At 35.2% G+C, this 20691-nt stretch carries 18 protein-coding genes and 1 tRNA gene; 6 read left to right on the forward strand and 13 right to left on the reverse strand.

The window, feature by feature from the left end; genetic code table 11:
* Window positions 1-9: 9 nt before the first annotated feature.
* The 5 genes from P8J93_07320 to P8J93_07340 all read right to left on the reverse strand — a co-directional run bounded on the left by P8J93_07320 (window position 10) and on the right by P8J93_07340 (window position 7446).
* Window positions 10-85 (reverse strand) — tRNA-Gly (locus P8J93_07320).
* 268 nt (window positions 86-353) lie between these two features.
* Window positions 354-941: an isochorismatase family protein gene (locus tag P8J93_07325; GenBank protein ID MDG2061608.1), complete on the reverse strand. Its 588-nt coding sequence runs from the start codon at window positions 939-941 to the stop codon at window positions 354-356.
* A 12-nt stretch (window positions 942-953) separates the two neighbouring features.
* Window positions 954-2822, reverse strand: a complete 1869-nt coding sequence (locus P8J93_07330; GenBank protein ID MDG2061609.1) for a hydantoinase B/oxoprolinase family protein — start codon at window positions 2820-2822, stop codon at window positions 954-956.
* Window positions 2823-2835: 13 nt separating this feature from the next.
* Window positions 2836-4896 carry a hydantoinase/oxoprolinase family protein gene (locus P8J93_07335; GenBank protein ID MDG2061610.1) on the reverse strand — a complete coding sequence of 687 codons (2061 nt, stop codon included), beginning with the start codon at window positions 4894-4896 and terminating at the stop codon, window positions 2836-2838.
* A gap of 66 nt (window positions 4897-4962) precedes the next feature.
* Entirely contained in the window at window positions 4963-7446 is a 2484-nt protein-coding gene (locus P8J93_07340; GenBank protein MDG2061611.1) for a TonB-dependent receptor, read from the reverse strand.
* 123 nt (window positions 7447-7569) lie between these two features.
* Here P8J93_07340 and P8J93_07345 point away from each other — a divergent pair, with 123 nt between their 5' ends.
* Together P8J93_07345 and P8J93_07350 are read left to right on the forward strand one after the other, a co-directional pair.
* On the forward strand, window positions 7570-8772 hold the full coding sequence (locus P8J93_07345; protein ID MDG2061612.1) for a CoA transferase: 1203 nt from the start codon (window positions 7570-7572) through the stop codon (window positions 8770-8772).
* Window positions 8773-8779: 7 nt separating this feature from the next.
* The gene (locus P8J93_07350) at window positions 8780-9682 is read left to right on the forward strand and encodes a hydroxymethylglutaryl-CoA lyase (protein ID MDG2061613.1); all 903 of its coding nucleotides are present in this window, start codon (window positions 8780-8782) and stop codon (window positions 9680-9682) included.
* Here the strand turns inward: P8J93_07350 and P8J93_07355 are convergent.
* From P8J93_07355 to P8J93_07365, 3 genes are all read right to left on the reverse strand, one after another.
* Window positions 9675-10616 (reverse strand): glucokinase, encoded by a 942-nt coding sequence (locus tag P8J93_07355; GenBank protein ID MDG2061614.1) that lies wholly within the window; start codon window positions 10614-10616, stop codon window positions 9675-9677. The genes P8J93_07350 and P8J93_07355 overlap by 8 nt on opposite strands.
* 81 nt (window positions 10617-10697) lie before the next feature.
* A complete protein-coding gene (locus tag P8J93_07360) occupies window positions 10698-11252 on the reverse strand; it encodes a septation protein IspZ (GenBank protein ID MDG2061615.1) in 555 nt (184 codons plus the stop codon).
* Window positions 11249-11551 (reverse strand): hypothetical protein, encoded by a 303-nt coding sequence (locus tag P8J93_07365; protein ID MDG2061616.1) that lies wholly within the window; start codon window positions 11549-11551, stop codon window positions 11249-11251. The genes P8J93_07360 and P8J93_07365 overlap by 4 nt, the downstream gene beginning before the upstream one ends.
* Window positions 11552-11723: 172 nt before the next feature.
* Here P8J93_07365 and P8J93_07370 point away from each other — a divergent pair, with 172 nt between their 5' ends.
* Window positions 11724-14120: a TonB-dependent receptor gene (locus P8J93_07370; protein ID MDG2061617.1), complete on the forward strand. Its 2397-nt coding sequence runs from the start codon at window positions 11724-11726 to the stop codon at window positions 14118-14120.
* A 43-nt stretch (window positions 14121-14163) separates the two neighbouring features.
* Here the strand turns inward: P8J93_07370 and P8J93_07375 are convergent, their stop codons facing one another.
* A complete protein-coding gene (locus P8J93_07375; GenBank protein MDG2061618.1) occupies window positions 14164-15033 on the reverse strand; it encodes a DMT family transporter in 870 nt (289 codons plus the stop codon).
* 38 nt (window positions 15034-15071) lie between these two features.
* Window positions 15072-16631 (reverse strand): L-aspartate oxidase, encoded by a 1560-nt coding sequence (nadB, locus tag P8J93_07380; protein ID MDG2061619.1) that lies wholly within the window; start codon window positions 16629-16631, stop codon window positions 15072-15074.
* 166 nt (window positions 16632-16797) lie between these two features.
* On the opposite strand from nadB, the gene folE reads away from it, so the two are divergent.
* On the forward strand, window positions 16798-17406 hold the full coding sequence (gene folE / locus P8J93_07385; GenBank protein ID MDG2061620.1) for a GTP cyclohydrolase I FolE: 609 nt from the start codon (window positions 16798-16800) through the stop codon (window positions 17404-17406).
* Between the two features lie 12 nt (window positions 17407-17418).
* On the opposite strand, the gene P8J93_07390 is transcribed toward folE, so the two are convergent.
* Both P8J93_07390 and P8J93_07395 read right to left on the reverse strand, forming a co-directional pair.
* Entirely contained in the window at window positions 17419-17895 is a 477-nt protein-coding gene (locus tag P8J93_07390) for a DUF2721 domain-containing protein (GenBank protein ID MDG2061621.1), read from the reverse strand.
* 8 nt (window positions 17896-17903) lie between these two features.
* Window positions 17904-18251, reverse strand: a complete 348-nt coding sequence (locus tag P8J93_07395; protein ID MDG2061622.1) for a nitroreductase/quinone reductase family protein — start codon at window positions 18249-18251, stop codon at window positions 17904-17906.
* A gap of 192 nt (window positions 18252-18443) precedes the next feature.
* Here P8J93_07395 and P8J93_07400 point away from each other — a divergent pair, with 192 nt between their 5' ends.
* Together P8J93_07400 and P8J93_07405 are read left to right on the forward strand one after the other, a co-directional pair.
* Complete coding sequence (locus tag P8J93_07400) at window positions 18444-19310, forward strand: polysaccharide deacetylase family protein (protein MDG2061623.1); 867 nt, start codon at window positions 18444-18446, stop codon at window positions 19308-19310.
* Window positions 19311-19368: 58 nt separating this feature from the next.
* A complete protein-coding gene (locus P8J93_07405; GenBank protein MDG2061624.1) occupies window positions 19369-20445 on the forward strand; it encodes a GNAT family N-acetyltransferase in 1077 nt (358 codons plus the stop codon).
* Here P8J93_07405 and P8J93_07410 read toward each other — a convergent pair.
* A partial coding sequence (locus tag P8J93_07410) for a hypothetical protein (protein ID MDG2061625.1) occupies window positions 20442-20691 on the reverse strand: 250 nt, incomplete at its 5' end. The two genes, P8J93_07405 and P8J93_07410, sit on opposite strands and share 4 nt — an antisense overlap.

Here is a 20691-nt window from a genome sequence, read left to right on the forward strand (position 1 = left end):
TTAAAGAAATGGAGCGGGAAACCGGGTTCGAACCGGCGACCTTAACGTTGGCAACGTTACGCTCTACCAGCTGAGCTATTCCCGCCTATCTTTGTCGTGAGAGAATTATATCTGATTTTAATTTTTTTTTAGAAAATCTTTTTTACGTAAATAATCTTCATTTTTCTTGATCATAAATGAGTACTTTTGTAACCACCGAAGGGGATAAATATTTTTACCAGAGAAAGGAATAAGTAGTGCTAAATAATTGAACTCCTTCTAAATAATTAAAATAAAAATTGAATATTTTTAAGATCTTAACTATCTGTTAATAATAACCTTTAAGACTTCTTTTTATCTCTACTTAGAGAATATTAAGTAATTAAGCTCATTGTCTTATCGTAATTTAATACGTCAGCATATTTTAAATCTAAATCTTTTAAATTACCGATATGCGCTGAAATATTTCTATCATTGACAGCATCCTCAACTACTATCACTGATAAATTATGTTGTAGGCCATCAACTGCTGTTGCTCGCACACATCCACTAGTGGTTAAACCTGTTACAACGATTGAATCAACTTCTTGTTCAAGAAGATCCTTATATAAGTTTGTTTCAAAAAAACCACTTGCAAACTTTTTTTCTATTATGGTTTCAGATGTCAGAGGAGATAGTTCTGGATGAATTTTAATCCATTCTGAATCAGGTACTAAAATATCTAAATCAGGCAACCTCTTTCTAAAGATATGAGCTTCTTTATCCTCTCTATAAACAGTAGTTATATAGAATATAGGTAGTCCTTTTTTTCTAAAAGATCCAATAATTTTCTTGTTCACTGAAATTGTATCGTTGCATTCAAAGCCTAAGGGACTTGAAGGGTCTGTAAAAGCGAGCGACATATCCACAACAATAAGAGCAGGCGTTAGTCCTATTCCTAGATTCTTGACCGGCAGATCCATAAATTAATAATTCTAGGATTCTATAAAAGTAGGGGTCACAGGTGGTTCTAATTTAGTTTCACTTAGGCACCTTGATCTTATGTCTTCTATGTCTCCACCAAAATTAAACATTGGTAATTCTTTACCTCTTTCTAACCTTAACTCTTCACGCAGGGAAATAGTTGCCTCTTCATCTAAAGAACCTTCGTGAGTGAGAACAACTCCATATCTGATAGCGCCCTCCGAAGATACAAGTCTCTTTTCTATATCTTGAAGGACTAATACAGTGTCTCGTAATAGAGGATCTCCCCATCCACCTCCTCCCCAGGTATTAAAATGTAATAAATCTCCTTCTTTAACTTCTATTCCTTCACATTTCGCAGGTAAAACTTGTTGGGTACCATCCCTTCTTTCCAATAATTTAGTGGACCTCTGGCCAGGTTCACCTCCATTCACTCCCCATGGATAAGTAAGCCATCGGTCATCATGGATACCTATTTCTCCATCACACAGAAATCTGTAAGCTACATTCAGTCCATTTCCACCTCTATAAAGACCAGCGCCACCAGAATCTGGTATTGTTTGATACTTTTCTATCCTTAAAGGAAAATAAGCCTCTACAAATTCATTTGGGACATTTGTGAAGGCTGGCCATAAAGAATGTCCATCTGGTCCATCTCCAATAGGACGGCCAGGCACGCCACCGAATCCAATCTGAAACAACTGAAACCAATTTCCATTTTTATCATAGCCAGAGAAGAATAAATGTGGTGAATCAGAAAATCCTGCTGCATTAAGCATCTGGTCAGGTGCGCCCATTCCTAAAAGGGCCCCCATTACATCAAAAATTCTTCCTAATGCATGAGTTCTTCCAGACAGGGCTGCAGGAAAATTTGGTTTTAATAGACTTCCTTGAGGAATCTTAACATCAACTAAATCATAGAATCCGTCATTAAATACTATTTGGGGATCTACGACATTAATAGTGAAGGAGCCAAAAAACATTTTAAACATCTCTTCATTTAGATAAAAGTTGATAGAACTCTGTGCTTGAGGATCTGTTCCCTCAAAATCAAAGATTGCTTTATCTTCTTCTCTCCACATTTTACATTGAATTTTATATGGCCCCATACCCATACCATCATCACAAATATAGTCTGTAAAGACTCTCGGCTCTTCAGGAATAAACATAGAAATAATATGCTTCATGGCAGTAAAATTCCTATCTAGCATAATATCCATAGTGGAATGAAAAATATCATCACCAAACCTATCAGCTATTTCATTACACCTCTTTGCTGCTGTATTACAAGATGCAACTAGGGCATTTAAATCAAAACGGTTCCATTGAGATGTTCTTACATTGTGTAAAATTAGCTCTAAAATATCACTTTGTAAAACCCCCTTTTTATATAACTTTGTTGGGGGAATTCTTATTCCTTCTTGATATATATTTGTGGCTTCAGTTGGTATAGAACCAGGAACCATACCGCCATTATCAGACATGTGGCCAAACATTGCAGACCAAGCTATGTGCCTACCCTTCCTAAAAACAGGAGCTAAAACTAACCAGTCAGGTAAATGAGAAACTGCAGCATTACACATATATGGATCATTTGTAAGAATAATGTCTCCTTCTTCTATTTCTTCATCATAAGCTTCAGTAAAACCATAAATAAAAGATCCAAATTGTCCCACGACCATTTTCCCTGCTCTATTAGCAATCATAGGAAAACAGTCTCCCTGTTCTCTTATCCCTGGAGATAGTGCAGTTCTTCTTACTATTGCATCCATCTCTTCACGAGCATTTCTAAGGGCATTTTCAATAATATCTACAGTTACGCCGTCCACATCAACGGTTTTGAGTTTGCTTTTATTTGTTTCAATTATTTTAGCTGGCATTTTATTTTAGTAATTATTCTGCTTTATTGATTAGAAGGTTACCAATAAGATCAATCTGAGCCTTGTATTCGGGAAGTACAACAGTTGTTGAATCCATTTCACTGATAATGGCTGGTCCATCTATTACATGAGAGTCATTCAACATTTCCCTTTTATATATATCTGCTTTATACCAATCTCCTTCATAATATATTTTTGTTTCTTTTATCTTACATTCCTCTAAAGAGAGTCCAGATTTTCCTAGTTTTTGTTCTTGGATAGAAGTTACTTTAGCTTTCACAATAGCTCGAATCATTAAAATTTCATGGTCATCTCCTAGTTTAAAGGTAAATAATTGTTCATGCTCATCATCAAATTGGTTAGTTATAAATTTTATACCAGATTTTTTAATATCTTTTTCAGTAAATTCTCGAGTAATTTGAAATGCTTGGCCCGAATATCTAAGATCAGCTTGATAGGTAACTTCAAGATTTACTTCTTGAATTCCATCTTTTATTAAAGACTGCGAAGCTTTATCTTTAAGTTGTTTTAAATCTATTATGAATTGATTAGAAGAAACATCGGAAGCCATTGTTAGATACGTTCTAGTTGCCTCATCTTGTATCTGAGTTGTTGCATCACCATAAGCGCATAGAACACCAGGTCCTGGAGGAATAATTACAGGAAAAGAATCTGATAGTATGCCTAGAGCATTAGCGTGCAAAGGGCCTGCTCCACCAAAACCAATTAAAGCAAAATCTCTAGGATCATAGCCCTGTTCAACAGAAACAAGTCTCAAAGCTCCAAACATAGACTCATTAACTATTTTTATAATACCTTCTGCTGCATCCATAAGGCTTATTCCAAGACCGTCAGCTATTTTTTGAACAGCCACCTCTGCTGAGGTCTTATCTATAGACATAGCACCACCTAACTGTACTTCGCTTGGCAGAAAACCCAAAACAATATTAGCGTCACAAACTGTTGGCTCTTCCCCTCCTTTCATATAAGCAGCAGGACCCGGATCTGCTCCAGCTGACTCTGGTCCTACCCTCAAAGCCTTTGTCAATTCTGGCACAAAAGCAATTGAACCTCCTCCCGCTCCTACAGTTCTAACATCTACAGAAGGAGCTCTGACTCTAACATCCCCTACAAGAGTTTCCCTTCTAACTCTTGCTCTAGAATTTTGTATTAGAGCTACATCTGTAGAAGTACCACCCATATCAAATGTCAGGATATCTTTATAGCCCGCTTTGTCACAAAAATGTATGGCGCCAGCAACCCCGCCTGCTGGTCCAGACATTAAATGGTTCACGGGGGAATCGCCAGTTGACCTACTAGAAGCTAAACCTCCATCAGATCTTAATATAGATAACTGAACATCAGATCCCATTTTAAAGTTAAGGTTTTTTTGAAGGTTATTTACATAACTAGAAACCTCGGGTCTTACATATGAATTTAATACTGTTGTTTCTGCCCTTTCATATTCTTGCATTTCTGGAATAACTTCACTTGAAATAGAAATAGGGATATTTTTAAAAATACCTTTAGCTATCTCTTCAACCTTTTTTTCATGCTCAGGATTTATATACGAATTTATGAGCGATATTGTTAAGGCTTCTACTTGATCTTTTTCAAAAAGGATCTTTAAATCTTTTTTTACCTGTTCGATATTTATAGGTGATATTTCATTGCCTTCAGCATCAATTCTTCCTGAAGCTCCAATTGTCAATTCCAAAGGTGCGAGTAAAGGTTTCTTTATAAAATGTGTCCATCCACCCAAGCCACCTGGACAAAAAGACCTAGCTACCTGTAGAACACTTTCATACCCTTCAGTAGTTACGAGACCTACTTTTGCCCCTTTTCCAGTTAGTACTGCATTTGTAGCGACCGTCGTCCCATGCATTACTAGCTCTATTTCTCTTGGGTCCACTCCAGAATCTTCACATATTCTAGAAACGCCTTGCAAAACTCCAATTGAAGAATCTTCAGGAGTTGATAAAACCTTTGCAGTGTGGGTAGAACCATCTACTTCATTAATGAGAAGAAAATCTGTAAAAGTGCCTCCAACATCAACACCAAGTCTATATGACATATATACTTTCCAATAATAATTTTAATATATTACCCATCTAATTCATCATGAGTAATCTAAACTTAATTAGAAATCATAGCGAAAATCTATTCCATAAGTTCCTTTTGGAGCTTCATGGATAAAAGATCCGCCAAATTCTGGCGCAGCTATTACTTCAGCTAAATAATCTTCATCTGTTAGATTTCTAGCCCATAAAGTTGATGACCAATGGTCTCCCCTTAAAGTTGCCCTAAGATCTAATAATTCATAAGGATCTCTAACAGTCCTGCTCATGTCTGAAGCAACTGGGAATCCTAGTAAGGCAGTCCAAACAGAAGGCTGTTGACTATCTTGAACAGTATGGAACCAAGTTTCTCCTATTTTCATGTAATCTAATCTTAAAACTAGTTCTAAACCGTCACTAATAGATTGCTCAAACTGCAATCCTAAGTTCATTGTATATTCTGGAGCTAAAGGAGCTTCATTCCCTACTGTATAAGGTCTATGAGTATTTCGTTGTATTTCTCCATCTGTTACTCCAAAGCCTCCATCTATTCTAATCTGATCTGTAGCTGCAAATTTAAAATCTAATTCATAGCCACTTATTTCAAGCTCTTCAATTGTGGTCACAACTCTTAATAATCCAAAAGGACCTGCAAAGAATTCAAAAAATTGATTATCGTCAATCTTAGTTTGAAAAGCTGCTCCGTTTAGAGCTAAACGACCATCTAGATAGCTTCCTTTAAAACCTATTTCTAAAGCTTTTGAAACTTCTTTCTCAAAGTCATCTTTAACTTTGATATTAGCTCCAACATTACCTAACCCAAAAGGATTTCCAGTATTAAACCAAAACCCAGTAGTTGCTGCACTCCCTAAAGAATTAAAACCACCCGATCTAAAACCAACTCCATAGGAGGCATATAAGCTAGTTTCATCACTTGCCTGATGAGTTAAAGTTAATTTAGGTTGAAATTGACTGAAATCTTCTGACCTTGAAGGAATAGAATCACCAACTGATGCCATTCCAGGATTGATTGGTTGACCTCCTCCATAACTCAATGCCTGAGCTACAGCGGGTACTTTATTTTCTACATCACGATCTTCTTGATCGTAACGAGCTTCAAATGAAATTTCTGTTCTATCCGAAATATCATAACTTAGCTGACCAAATAGAGAAATAACATCTGTATTAAATTCGTCATGGAATAACAAATCTGTAGGATTTTTTCCAGTTGGTGGAACATAAGGTTTTAATTCAAAACCACGCCCCAGATCAGCTCCATAAGCTACTACAACCTCTCTTTCAATTTCTGAAACATAACCTCCTACAATCCATCTCAAGTCTTGATCTTGCGGACTGGTTAATCTCAATTCTAAGCTTATGTCACTTTGATTTCTTTCCTGATATTGATATCCATCACATGTAACTGGTAAATAAGGTCCAAAAACTGTATCTGCTGCAGAAGGAGCTGTACCGGGTGCTGCAAAAGAAAATCCTGGTGGATGCGAATTAATTAAACCACTTGTAGTTGGCGTGATAGAAGCTGCACAACTTGGGACACCGAAATAAGCCCCAAAAGCCCCACTTGTTCCGTCAGACATTAAGTGTTCTTCTAAATCATTATAAGCCGCTATAAATGTTAAAGTATTGCCGTTTGCAAGATCCTGATCAAATTTTAGGGAGACATCAAAAGTTTCTTGCTCATTCACAGGTGGAACATTGAACATATATTTAAATTCTTGATCATTAACATCTAAAAAGAATTTTTCAGCGCCAGGAGTTCCAAACCCTTGAAAAGCAGGTAAAGCAAATACAGCATTAAAATTTATTGTGCCACCTTCAGCTTGACTGCTTCCAACTCTTAAATCCCATGTACTATCATCATTATCGATCAATAAACGGCCTCTCACTGTTGTATCTTCAAAAAAGTCTACGTTATTTGTATTAGTGAAATCATTTACTAATTCTCCATCGGTTTCTCTAGAGCTTACTGTTAACCTACCAAAGACATTATCTGAAAGCTTACCTGAAAAAACTCCTTGCATCTTATTAGAAGAATTATTTCCAGCACCAAAGACAACTGAACTTTCGGATTCTTCTGTAGGTTGTCGGGTTGTAATAATAATAGCACCTGAAGTAGCATTTCTTCCATATAATGCTCCCTGGGGACCTTTTAGAACTTCAATTTGAGCAATATCAAGTAGTTCTCTATTAAAGCCATTTGGGTTTGTTTGCAAAACTCCATCAACAACGAAAGCAAAATTAGATTCGGCATCACGAGTTGAAGTCAAACCTCTAATTGTTACTAAAGTGTCTCCAACATTAACAGTGTTTGCCATAACAACATTAGGAGTTAATGCTATAAAATCTTCCGGTCTCTCAATTCCAGCATCTTGAATCTCTGATGTAGTAAATGCAGAAATAGCAATTGGAACATCTCTTAAATTCTCATCCGTCTTTCTGGCAGTTACTACCACCTCTTCGAGAGAAGGTTCCGCGTTTATAAAAAAAGAACCAAATAAAAAAGAAGCTGACAACATAATCAGCGTAAATAAATTATGACTTCTCATGAATTTTTCCCCAAAGTTTAAAGTTAGACTGGAGGTAATTCTATACTCATATTCAACATGATACAATACGCCCCTTTTTAAGAACTAACCCGTATACTTTTAAAATCTTTAAAATTAGGATTAATGAAAAAACCACTTGAATCAATCAAATTAATTGATCTTACTCATATGCTTTCTGGCCCCTATGCTGGCATGATCTTAGCAGACATGGGTTGTGATGTAGTCAAAGTAGAGCCTCCGAAGACAGGAGAGAATACTAGAAGACTTCTTGAAAATGATCCAGACTACTCAATAGATGGAATGAGTACTTATTTCTTTACATTAAATAGAAATAAAAGGAGTGTTTGTATTGACTTAAAAAAAGAGGATGGCCTTAATTTATTTTATAATTTAGTTCAAAATGCAGATGTTGTGCTTAGTAATTTTAGTCCTGGGGTTACTAAAAAACTTAAAATTAGCTTTGATCACTTAAAAGAAATAAATCCAAAGATTATTACATGTACCGTAACTGGTTTTGGAGAAACCGGTCCAAATTTTAAGAGACCTGCTTTTGATCAAATAGCTCAAGCTCTAGGAGGAGGAATGTCAATCACTGGTCAATCAAAAGATGAGCCCATGAGAGCGGGTTTGCCTGTGGGTGATTTATCTGGAGGCATGTTTGCGGTCATGGGAATACAAGCAGCTCTTCTAGCCAGGAATACTACTAATAAAGGCCAACATGTAGATATTTCTATGCTTGATTGTCAAATATCTATGTTGAACTATATGGCTACTATGCATCTTGTTTCAGGACTTGTCCCTGAACCAATAGGAAATGCTCACTTTGTTCATGTTCCTTATAACACTTTTTCTACAAAGGACTTTCCTATAGTAATAGCCGCAGCTGGAGATCAATTTTGGCCAGGGGTATTAGATGTTTTTAATATAGAAGAACTTCGAATACCTAAATATGAATTTGCCCCATCTCGGCAAGCCGACAAAGAACTAATTGAAGATCTATTGCAAAAAAAACTAATGACCGATATATCAGAAAATTGGCTAAAGAAATTAGAACTAAATAAAATACCATGCTCTAGGGTGAATAACTTTGAACAAGCATTAAAAGACGAACAAATTAGACATAGAAATATGGTAGTAGAATTAAAACACCCTAATGGAGCTTCAGCAGAAGTACCAGGTAATCCTATTAAACTTTCAGACACTCATGAAGATTCTTTTTCTCCTCCTCCATTACTTGGAGCTCATACAGATGAAGTGCTAACTGAATGGTTAAACCTAAATCCAGATGAGATAAGTGGATTAAGAAAAAAACTAATTATAGATTAATATATATATGAATAAAGATTTTATCTATATAAATGAAGTTGGTCCAAGAGATGGACTCCAAAATCAAAATCAACATGTAGAAGTAAATGACAGAGTGAATTTAATACAACTTCTAGCTGATGCAAATATTCCAGGTATAGAAGTAGCCAGCTTTGCTAATCCAAAAGTTGTGCCTAGAATGGCTGGTGGCGCAGAAATACTAAAAAACCACAAAAATTTAAATAAATGCGATATATCTGTACTAGTTCCTAACTTAAAAGGTTATGAATTGGCAAAGGAAGCAGGTGCATCTTCTATAGCTGTAGTTCCATCCTCGACAGACACTTTTAATAAAAAGAACATTAACATGAGCTTGGAAGAAACTATAAAAAGTGCTTGCTCTATTCTTTCATCAGCAAAAGAAGACAATATAAGGACTAGAGCTTATGTTTCAGCTGCCTGGGAATGTCCGTATGAAGGAAAAATAAAGCCAAATGTCATACTTTCCATTTCAGAAAAAATGTTGAATGCAGGGGCACAGGAGTTAATTCTAGCTGATACTATAGGGGCTGCTAATCCAAAAGATGTTGAGAATCTATTTACTTTAGCACTTAAGAATTTCAAGAACATCGAAATTTCAGCTCATTTTCATGATACTCGAGCCATGGCACTTACAAATGTATGGGCTGCCCTAAACTGCGGGATTAAAAAATTTGATAGCTCAATTGGCGGTTTGGGAGGGTGTCCTTTTGCTCCGGGGGCTTCTGGAAATTTAGCCACTGAAGACTTAGTGCATATGTTACATCAATCAGGATTTGAAACTGGAATAGACACTCAATTATTAAATAAAGCAATAAAGTTAACATCTACACTTGTGAATAGCGATATAGGAGGAAGAATGACTCCTTGGTTAAGTCAACAAACTAAATAGTAGAGTCTTTACTTGTAATAGTTAACCCCCCCCTAAAGCCAAGATCTTTATTCTTTATAAAGTAAATAGGAGTCGAAATTAACATCTCTTCCATTGTTTTACTCTCTTCAAATATTCTTCTAAATTTAACTTGGTCTAGATTTTGTATCATTGAATTTACAATATTTCCAGAAATATAAACTCCACCCGTAGCTCCCCATGTCAAAGCCATATTTCTGAGATAAATAGCAAATAAATTAACGAATAGGTTACTAGTCAACTTTGAATACTTATCATTGGATGCAAAGATATTATTATCTAACATATTAAAATCTTGTCCTCCTGATAAATAATTATAAATTATGTTTATTCCCCTTCCGGACAAGAGATCTTCAAAGGTAGGAATCTGATCGTTTTTCTTCTTAAATATATCTATAATCTTTCTTATATTTTTATTATCTAAGGTGCCCGGGATCTCTATATGTCCTGCTTCTGAAGAAATAATATTCTCATTGACAATCCCTGCTAGTCCTAAACCAGTGCCTGGTATAACAAGAATCTTTGGCCCTTCTCCTGGGGTCACTAATCTACCTATATTTATTATGCCTTCTGAAGGAAGCCCTTCTAACGCATGAGCTTGTAGGGCTAAATCATTCAACACAACTAGCCCATCTGGAAATAAATCTTTTTTAATTTTCTTTTGACTGAAGTTAAAATCAATATTTACAAAAGATACTAAATCTTTAGTTACAGGAGCAGCTACACCAATTACAGCCTTTGTAATAGAAATTTTCTCAGGAAGATTTTTTATATAGTTCGAACATAAATCATGCAAGCTACTAAATTCCTTAATCTTATATTCTTTGGGACTTAGGTAATTTTTGCCTTCCAATGTAAATGCTAACCTTGCATTTGTTGCTCCAATATCAGCAAGAAGTACAGAGTTATTTTGCATAAAAATCTATTTCTAGACTTTAGTATCTAAATTTGGAAAGAACATCAACACAGATAAAAAATCATAAACTCAGAAATTTTATTAGTTTTCTTCACTAAGTTTGGCCTCTGACATAAATTTACTTAGGTAGACAATGGTTAAAGTTATGAAAACAAATGAAATGCCAAAAACGCCGAATAATTTAAAATACACCCAAGTATCTAGAGACGTATAAAAAACAAAATATAAATTAACTAATCCAATGATAATAAAACCAAGAGACATTAAATTAGTTGCATTTTTCCAAGCTCTGTCTGGAATTCCTGGCATTGCCTCCTCTATAAAATCTTTCATTAGGTAAGAGTTTCTAAAATATGAAAAACCTAAAAGAATCAAAGCAAAAAGCCAGTTTACAATGCTCACCTTCCACTGGATAAAAATAGGATCTCTTAACACTAGCGTAGCTCCGCCTAGAACCACCACCAATAACCATGTGAAGAGTAATTTCTTATCAACACTTCCTCTGGTTAACTTTTCATGCCCTACTTGCAACGTAAGAGCTATCATTAATGCTCCGGTAGCTAAAATAATATCCTTGGTAAAAATCCAAACACCTACGAATATTAAAACTGGTAGAAGTGTATTAAATTGTTTCATAGTATCTTCTTAATTATTAACTGCCCCAAATATAGTAAGTATTCAGAAGACATGCCAAAGTTAAGAGTATAAAGATTCCAACCTGTTTTAGCTATACCAAGAGATTCACTTCCAGATCCAGCTTTGGTTCCAGTCCAATCATCTTCTCCAAAACAACTACTTGCATTAGATGTCCATGTTAGAGTAACTGAAGATCCTACACTTGTAGAATCTTTGCTTGATGAGAATTCCGCTAGTAATACCTCTGTAAAAGAGATAAGCAAGATTCCCCAAAAAATCTTAATTACATTTATCCTCATTTGACTATTACATTATGAATTATTTACTCAGAATCAGATATTCTTTAATAACATATATTCATAACATTTATATGTACCTATTAATATAAAAAAGGTACAAATTAATACTTGCCTTTATTTGAGTACTCAGACATCCTTAGTTGTATAAAAAAAGACAGGAGAGCTTTTTTTAATGAAATTAACTCAAATTGGGGGAGAAATGAAATTATCCAAGCATATTTTTAATGGATTGTCTTTAGTCGCACTGGCTGTACTTTTTTTGCCATTTAATACCTTTTCGGCAGAAGAAGATGAAAGCATAACTATAGAAGAAATAACTGTTACAGCTCGTAAAAGAGCAGAATCAGCGCAATCAGTTCCGATTGCTATTACATCAATTACAGAACAACTTCAACAAAGTGAGATCAGAAATTTAACTGATTTAAATGGATACGCGCCCAATGTAACTATAGGTGCGTCTGCAAATAGATCAAGAGCATCTGCTATTAATATTCGTGGTATTGCTTACAGTGAAACAGATAAATCTTTTGATTCACCTGTTGCAGTAACATTAGATGGTGTTTTTATTGGTACAAGTTCAGGACAATTAATTGAGAACTTTGATGTGGAAAGAGTTGAAATTCTAAGAGGACCTCAAGGTACGCTCTTTGGAAGAAATACTGTCGGTGGAGTAATCAATGTAGTTAGATCTAAGCCAACTGGTGAATTTGGAGGGGAACTTAGAATAGCTGGCGGAGAATTTGGAAGACAAGAATTAAAAGGTTTCGTGAATGCGGCCATCTCAGATACGATATCAGCTAAGTTCTTTTATAACAGCATGGAATCTGATGGTTACATGACGAATGTTTTCCTTAATAAAGATGGACCTGCAAAAGATTATGAAAATATTGGACTAGCATTGTTAATGGATCTAGGTGAGTCAACAGAAGCTCACTTAACAATTGAAACCTATGACGATGCCAGTGATGTTGGAGCGGCTACAAACCTTAATAACCCAACTGATCACCTTGTGTGTGGAGTGTTTGGTCCTATGATTACTGCTCCAGGAAGTCCAGTTTGTGCTACTGATGTTGCTAATCCTAAAACGGAGTACAGCACAGAAGAAAACAACCCTGGTCAATATGACACTGATGCCGTTACTTTAACTGTCACTCATGATCTGAATGACGATACAAGATTCGTTTATGTTATGGGTTATAGAGATGAAGAAGACTGGACTAATTGGGACCTTGATGGAACAGCTGCAGCATTTACCACTATTAAAGCTAATAATACATTTGAGCAGCTAAGTCATGAATTTAGATTCGAAGGCTCAAATGAAAGTGTCGATTATGTTGTAGGTGCTTACTTATGGGAAAATGAGTACACTCAGTGGTGGGATACTTATCATTTATGGCAGTATCTTGTTCCAGGACTGGTAGATGGCTCTGTTCCATTATTTCTTTGTCAGAATGCTGGAGCTTTGGGAGCGCTACGTTGTGACCCTAATGTAGAAGGACCTGGCTTAGGACCTGGATTTCTACAAAAACTATATCAACATCAAGAAGTGAACGCTCAATCTCTATTTGGATCGATTGATTGGAAACTATCTGATAAAACAACATTAACCACTGGTCTTAGATACACTAAAGAGGAAAAAGAATTCTGGGCTGGACAAGCTTATTTCACCCCTCTTAGCAAAGTGAACGTAGATGAATTTGCTAATATACAAGGTGCCGGAACAGATGGCCCAGGTCTTTTTAACTTAAAACTAGACTGGACTGAAACTTCACCTACTGTAGTTCTGGCCCATCAAGCTCATGATGACTTAATGTACTATGCTTCACACGCGCAAGGCTTTCATAGTGGAGGCTTCTTTGGAAGAAACCAAAATGCAGTAGATTTTGCAAACACTTATGAACCAGAGTATGCGAATTCAACTGAACTAGGTTTTAAAAGCGAATGGATGGACAACACCCTTCAATTAAACGTTGCATATTTCATGAATGAATTTGAAGACAAACAAGATAGCGCGATTAAGCAAGATCCATCAACTCAAACAGTTGTAACTGTAATTGGTAATATTGCAAATGTAGATTACAACGGACTGGAAATTGAATTAAGAGGTATTGTAAATGCTAATTTTACTTGGTTTGCAACTTTAGGAACTTTGGATGCAGAATACGATGGTTTTATTTCTGACTTAGATGGTGCAGATATTAATGGTGATCTTGTACTAACTAATAATGATTACCTAACTCCTAAATTTGCTCCCGAATTGAATTACTCTTTAGGAGGAACCTATTCATGGGCAATGGGCTCAGCCGACGCTGCTTTTAACTTAAAACATTATTACGTAGATGAACAAGAAAGTTCTACGGATAATAACCCTCTTGGTAGAGTTTCAAGTATTAGAAAGACTGATGTTTCCTTAGACATTGTATGGGAATCTAACAGACTAAGTTTCTTTGTTAGAAATCTTGGCGATGAAATCACTACGGCCTTGTCCGCAGATATAGCCCCATTAATGGCCTACGGTTCGGCCTCTATGGGTAAAGACTACGGAGTAGAGTTTAATATGAGATTCTAATAAAGTTAGAGAAGAAAAAAAGGTCGCTTAATGTGGCCTTTTTTTAACCTTTTTTATTGAAGAAGTTAGTTAAAGAGACGCCGGCTAAGATTGTAATACATCCCAAAATCATTGGTATTGTAATACTCTCTTGTAAAAAAATATTTGCCCATATCATCCCAAAAATCGGCACTAAAAGAAGAGTGGTGGACGTTTCAACTGGTCCAGCTCTCCTCACTAACATTACATAACACACATAAGCCAGGCCAGTGCACATTGCTCCAATTAAAAATAAGAAGATCAAAAGTTCAACATTCCAATCAAAGTCATACCCTGTCTCTAATAAAATAACTGGCGAAGTAATTATTGCACCAGCTAATAAAGTCATAGTTGCTATGTAGGTTGGTTCTAAATTTCTTAATATAGACAGATAATTTGTACCAAATGCATACATAATAGCCGCAAATAAACAAAGGATAACTGGCACCAAAGAAAAATTAATAGAGTCATATCCTACAAAGATATAAAGTCCAATTATGCCTAAAATAATTCCCAGTAATTGGATAAGCTTATAGTCAGATTTAAGCCATAACACTGACAATATAAAAGTGAAGAGCGGAGTAAGGCCATTTAAAATCGCAAGTGTGCCTGCCGTTAACTGGAGAGAGGCAACTGCAAACAAATAAAAGGGAAATATTGCATTAAATAAAGCCAATAAAGTAATTGGAATCAATTGTTGTTTAAAGTTTACCAGATGCCCTTTTCTTATAAAAAAAGGAGCTAAAAAAATACTAGCGATAAGTAACCTCATATGCACTAAAGCCATTGGACCAACTTGCGGAGTAAGAATTTTAATAAATAAAAAAGAACTACCCCATATAGCACCTATCAAAAGCACAAGGGCCCAATTTATTAATCTTTTATTGAGTTTCAAGATAGTAATATGAAAAAGGAGGCAGTATAGACTATTTATTAACTATGTGTAGGGTTTAGAATTGTAGGTTTTGGATCATCCAGCCTATCTGGGTAATCTATTGAAAAATGCAGCCCTCTGCTCTCTTTCCGCATTAAAGCACTCTCAATTATTAATTTTGAAACCGTTATAAGGTTGCGTAATTCTATTAAATCAGAGGTAATGTAAAAATTGGAATAGAAATCTTCCACCTCACGAGCAATCAAGGCTAATTTTTCTAATGCCATTGCAAGCCTTTTGTTAGACCTTACTATGCCTACATAATCCCACATCAAACTCCGTACGCTATTCCAATTGTGATTAACTACTATACTCTCATCTGATTTAGTTACTTTTGAACTGTCCCATTCTGGCAAGTCTAGATCTTTACTTAGATAATCCTCTCCTATGGAAATAGCTGCAGATTTAGCAAAAACAATACATTCTAATAAAGAATTACTAGCCATCCTATTTGCTCCATGAAGTCCTGTGTAAGAAACCTCCCCAAAAGCATACAATCTATTTATGTCAGTTTGACCTTCTAAATTAACCATTACCCCGCCGCAAGTATAATGAGCTGCTGGAACTACTGGGATAGGCTCTTTTGTAATATCAAAACCAAACTCCAAACATTTTGAATATATAGCGGGAAAGGCTTTTATGATTGCATCTTCTGATTTATGACTAATATCTAAATGAACACTATCAATGCCTAACATTTTCATTTCCTGATCTATGGACCTTGCTACCACATCTCTTGGCGCCAAATCTCCTCTTAAGTCATATTTTTCCATGAAACTTTTACCATCTGGGCCTATTAAAGTAGCTCCCTCTCCTCTCAAGGCCTCGCTTATCAAAAAAGATTTGGCATCAGGATGATAAAGACATGTGGGATGAAATTGATTAAATTCCATGTTTGCCACTCGACAACCAGCTCTCCAAGCTAACGCATAACCATCTCCACTTGCTCCATCAGGATTACTCGTATAGAGATAAGCCTTACTTGCACCGCCCGTGGCCAAAGCTACAGATGAGGCACCAATAGTTACTATTTTTCCTGATTCTCTATCAAGAACGTAGGCACCAAAACACTCTTTATTTCTCTCAATTAACTCCACTGCTAAATAATTTTCATAAATAGTGATATTATTATTATTTCTTACTTGCCTAGCTAAAGAATCTGAAACTTCTCTACCAGTTGTATCTGCTGAATGCACAACCCTTCTGAAAGAATGACCCCCTTCTTTCGTTAAGTGTAAATCTGTATTATTGTCTGATTTTGTAAACTCTACACCTTGTGAAGCAAGCCAATCTATTACTTCTTTCCCTCTTTCTATACAGAACCTAACTGCTTTTTCATCACATAAACCAGATCCCACTCTCAAAGTGTCTTGAATATGGCTCTCATAAGAATCTTCCTTTGCTAATACAGCAGCTATACCTCCTTGGGCATACCATGTTGAACTATCAAGGAGGGTTTCCTTTGAAAGAATAGAGACTTTAAATGATTTAGCTAATTCTAATGCTGCAGTTAACCCTGCGGCACCACTACCAATAACCAAAACATCCGTTTTTATAATCAAAGTATTAGAAAATTATGTGTCTTTATAGATAAAACTCTTATTGTAATTAAGATCCAATAAATTAGTAAGAAACTATTGTATATGTAAATGGTTAAGTTATTTAAAAGTATAGTTATGATAAAATTAATTTTTTTTATTAATAACATGAATTATTAAACTAGATATGTCTACCAATCAACAATTTAAGGGCGACCGGATTCTAAAAAAACCTTCTAGGGAAGAGGCCGAAGAAGCAGTTAAAACTTTAATATCCTGGGCTGGAGATAATCCTAACAGAGAAGGACTGATTGAAACTCCTAAACGAGTTGTTAAATCTTATGAAGAGTTTTTTGCTGGGTACTCCATGATTCCAGATGAAATTCTTAACAAAACATTTGAAGAGATTGAAAGCTATGACGAAATGGTCATGGTAAAAGATATTAGACTTGAGTCTCATTGCGAACATCACATGGTTCCTATTTTAGGAAAAGCTCATGTAGCCTATATTCCAAATAATAGAGTCGTGGGAATTAGTAAATTAGCTCGGGTTGTAGATGTTTATGGGAAGCGTCTCCAAACTCAAGAGTCAATGACGGCCCAGATAGCTGATACCATCGAAAGAGTCTTAAAGCCAAAAGGAGTAGCGGTAGTAATAGATGCAGCCCATCAGTGCATGAGTTCTAGAGGAGTTCATAAAACAGAAACCAGCACGGTGACCAGTAGAATGCTTGGCTTATTTAGGACCAACTCAAGCACTAGAGCTGAATTTATGAATCTGATAAGTCTTGGATAATAAGAATTAATTTTATTCTTTTGTTCTTGCAGCCATCACCAATTCTGTATCCTCTATTCTTTTATGAATAGACCTGGTTGCGATAAAAACTTCAATAACTAAGCATACCAAAGATATAATTAAGAAAGCCATACAAGTTATAAAAAGAAAAGCTACAGAAAAAGAAGCATCAACTTGGTAAAGACCCTCCAAAAAGAGATTTATTATCACAAAACAAACAAATAGTCCGCTTCCTACTGAAAAACAAATAGCTCCATAACAATATCTACTTCTTAAAATTAATTTTAATCTAGCTTTTTCAAGAACTTCTTTTTCTTTACCGTCACCAAGGCCAAATGAAGCTTTTTGTATACTCCTCATTCGATCTTTAATCCTACCAAGCCTAGAAGTCATTACATTGAGTAATGCCCCTATGCCAGCCAACAAAAATACAGGCGTAACTGCTACCTGCATAATCTCGCTTATATTAAGGCTTGTTGTCGCTTCCATAATAAATATTATAACTTGATTTTCATTAATACATGCTCATGAGAAACCTTGTCTATATCATCTTGTCTTGGCACTCCATTAGATAATCTAACTCCAGCAAAAAATGAATCAACAGGACTATGATTGAGAATATCAGTTAAACCTTGTTTAACTTCATCATAACTAATTATAGATAGGGCCTTTGCTTGTAAAGAATTTCCTCTTATCTGCAAGAACACTCTGCTCTCAGTTTGAAAATTCTTCCACCACACATTTTCAATGGAGGTAACACAAATTATCTCTTTCTCATTTTTCATATAACTTACTGGTGTCCTATACTCTTTGCCCGACCTGCGCCCAAAAAAAGTTATAACCATAATCTTATTACTAAAAATAAAATGCAGTGGAGAATTGAGAAGAGCTATAACTATAGGATTTAAAAATTTAAAAATTAATCGCATAAAGATACCTAAATCTAAATAGACTATATTAGACTAGAATAAATTATTAATATATCTAACTACAAGTTTCTATAATTAATTATTAAAAAATACTAAGAAATTAACTAAATGAACAAGATACCTTTCTATTTCTCTATAGATTTCGAAGATTTTACTCATGATCTGGGAAGGTCTATTGGAAATCCTGCACCTGAATCAAGAGAAAAAGCTCTAGAAGTAAGCTATCAAAGAGCAGAAGAGTTTTCTCAAAAATTCTTCAAAGGAAAGAAAATTACTTTTTTTGTGACAGGAATATTAGCGAGAAAATCTCCCGAACTAATAAAAAAAATATTCTCTGATGGTCATGAAATCGGTTGCCACTATAACTTTCATGACAATATTAATCTTACAAATAGAGAGGATTTTGCAGAAAACTTAGACGCCGCTATAGAATCAATTAAAGAAATTACTGGAGAAAAGCCCCTTGGCTTTAGAGCACCTAACTTCGCGATAGATAAAGACAACCTTTGGGCTTATGAAGAATTAGCTAAGAGATTCCAATATGATTCAAGTTACAAAACTTCTGTACACATCAGTCAAATATTAGAGGGTGGTAAATTAAATTTCGGTGAATATTCTATACATGAATTCTGCATCTTTGGTCTTCCAGTCTTAAAGGGTATCTTTTCCATTAGAACAGGCGGTACCTTCCTAAGACTTTTTCCTTCGTCCTTGACAATCAAAGCCATGCATAAGACGAAAGAACTTGGTCATACACCTCTTATCTACATGCACCCTTATGAAATGACTTTAAATAGAGATTTCTGGGTTTCTTGGCATGATCTTAAATATCTCAAATTCTCCCAGCGGATTATAAAATGGGCAAGACAAGTCCAGTGGGCCAGACTAGGACATAAAGGTGTAGAAAAAAAGTTAAGTGCAATCTGCGAACATTTTGAACATCAAGGTCCTATGAAGTTATTAATTAATAAATGACCGGCTTTCGCAGTAAGCAGAAACTTTAAAAACGTCATTTATTGGGATTTATATAATCATGACAGAAATTACTTACAGTAAATTATCTATAAATGAAATTCCTAATCTTCTTGAAGCAATAAAAAGTGTTCTTATTGAAACGGAAGCACATGACTTGATGGGTGCTCATCAGGACTCTTGGAACTGGCAATATAAAAGCTTGCCAAGCTCTGAATCTCATATTTATGTAGCTAAAGATAATAATAAAATTATTGGTTATTATCATATTCCAACTTATAAATTAAAAACCAAAAATCAAGAATTAAAGATTGGCCATATTCAGGCAGTAGCTATCCAAGACTCTTATAGGGGAAGTGGTGTTTTTAGAAAACTAGCTGAATTCGCAAATGAAGAAATAAATCATCATGTAGATCTTGTCTACACCTTTCCTAATGAAAAGAGCATTCATACTTTCACTAAATATAATCAATTTCAACTTATCTCTGCACTACCAGTTTATATTTTGCCATTAGATTTAGGCAACATAATAGCTTCAAGGTACCAGCTACCTAAGTTTCTTCAAGCTGCGTTTTCTTTTTTTACCTTAGTATTCCATGTCTTAAAGAAAGGTCTACAAAAGAATGAAGAAATAGTTCTCATACCAGATATTACGCAAGAGACTGAAGAGCTCTTTATAGAACATGGAAAGAAATATACTTTTAGACTTCATAGAGATAAGAAGTATTTAACATGGAGATATTTAGATTCGCCAAAGGGAACTCATAAAGTTATTTGCTTGAAAGAAGAAAAGATTATTAAAGCCGTTGCCATCATAAAAAAAGAAAAAATGTTCTCTTCAGAGGGCCTTGTTGTTATGGATGTAGCTTACAAAGATAAAAAATATCTATATAAATTAATGACAAACCTTTCTCAGGTTGATATTTTTGATGACACAAGATCCGCTGATTTTATATTTATTTCAGGTCTAGATGAATATATTAGGCACTTAAAAAAATATGGATTTATTCCTATTCCTCAAAAACTTGTTCCCAGACAACTCCATATTTTAGGTCGTTGGACAAAAGCTACGGATGATAAAAAATTATTTAAGTCCTCTTCTTGGTTTATAACTCTAGGTGATTGGGATGTATTTTAAATATAGCTAAAACTCTTGTGTAATTTAATTTGAACCTGTTTTGAAGTAATTGAAGTGTAAAAACATATATCAAAAGCCCGGTAATAAAACCGGGCTTTCTCCGAACAAAATATAATCAGGTATCGACGATCACGTAATTGATCAATATTGAAGATAGCATTTGTCATACTGTCTAGTTTTTCCCACGCTGAGTCCACCGTGATAACGGTTGCACGTTCATCTCTAACATTAGCAATTATCGCAGAT

The organism is SAR86 cluster bacterium (genome assembly GCA_029268615.1).
Taxonomy (GTDB): Bacteria; Pseudomonadota; Gammaproteobacteria; order Magnimaribacterales; family Magnimaribacteraceae; genus JAQWNM01.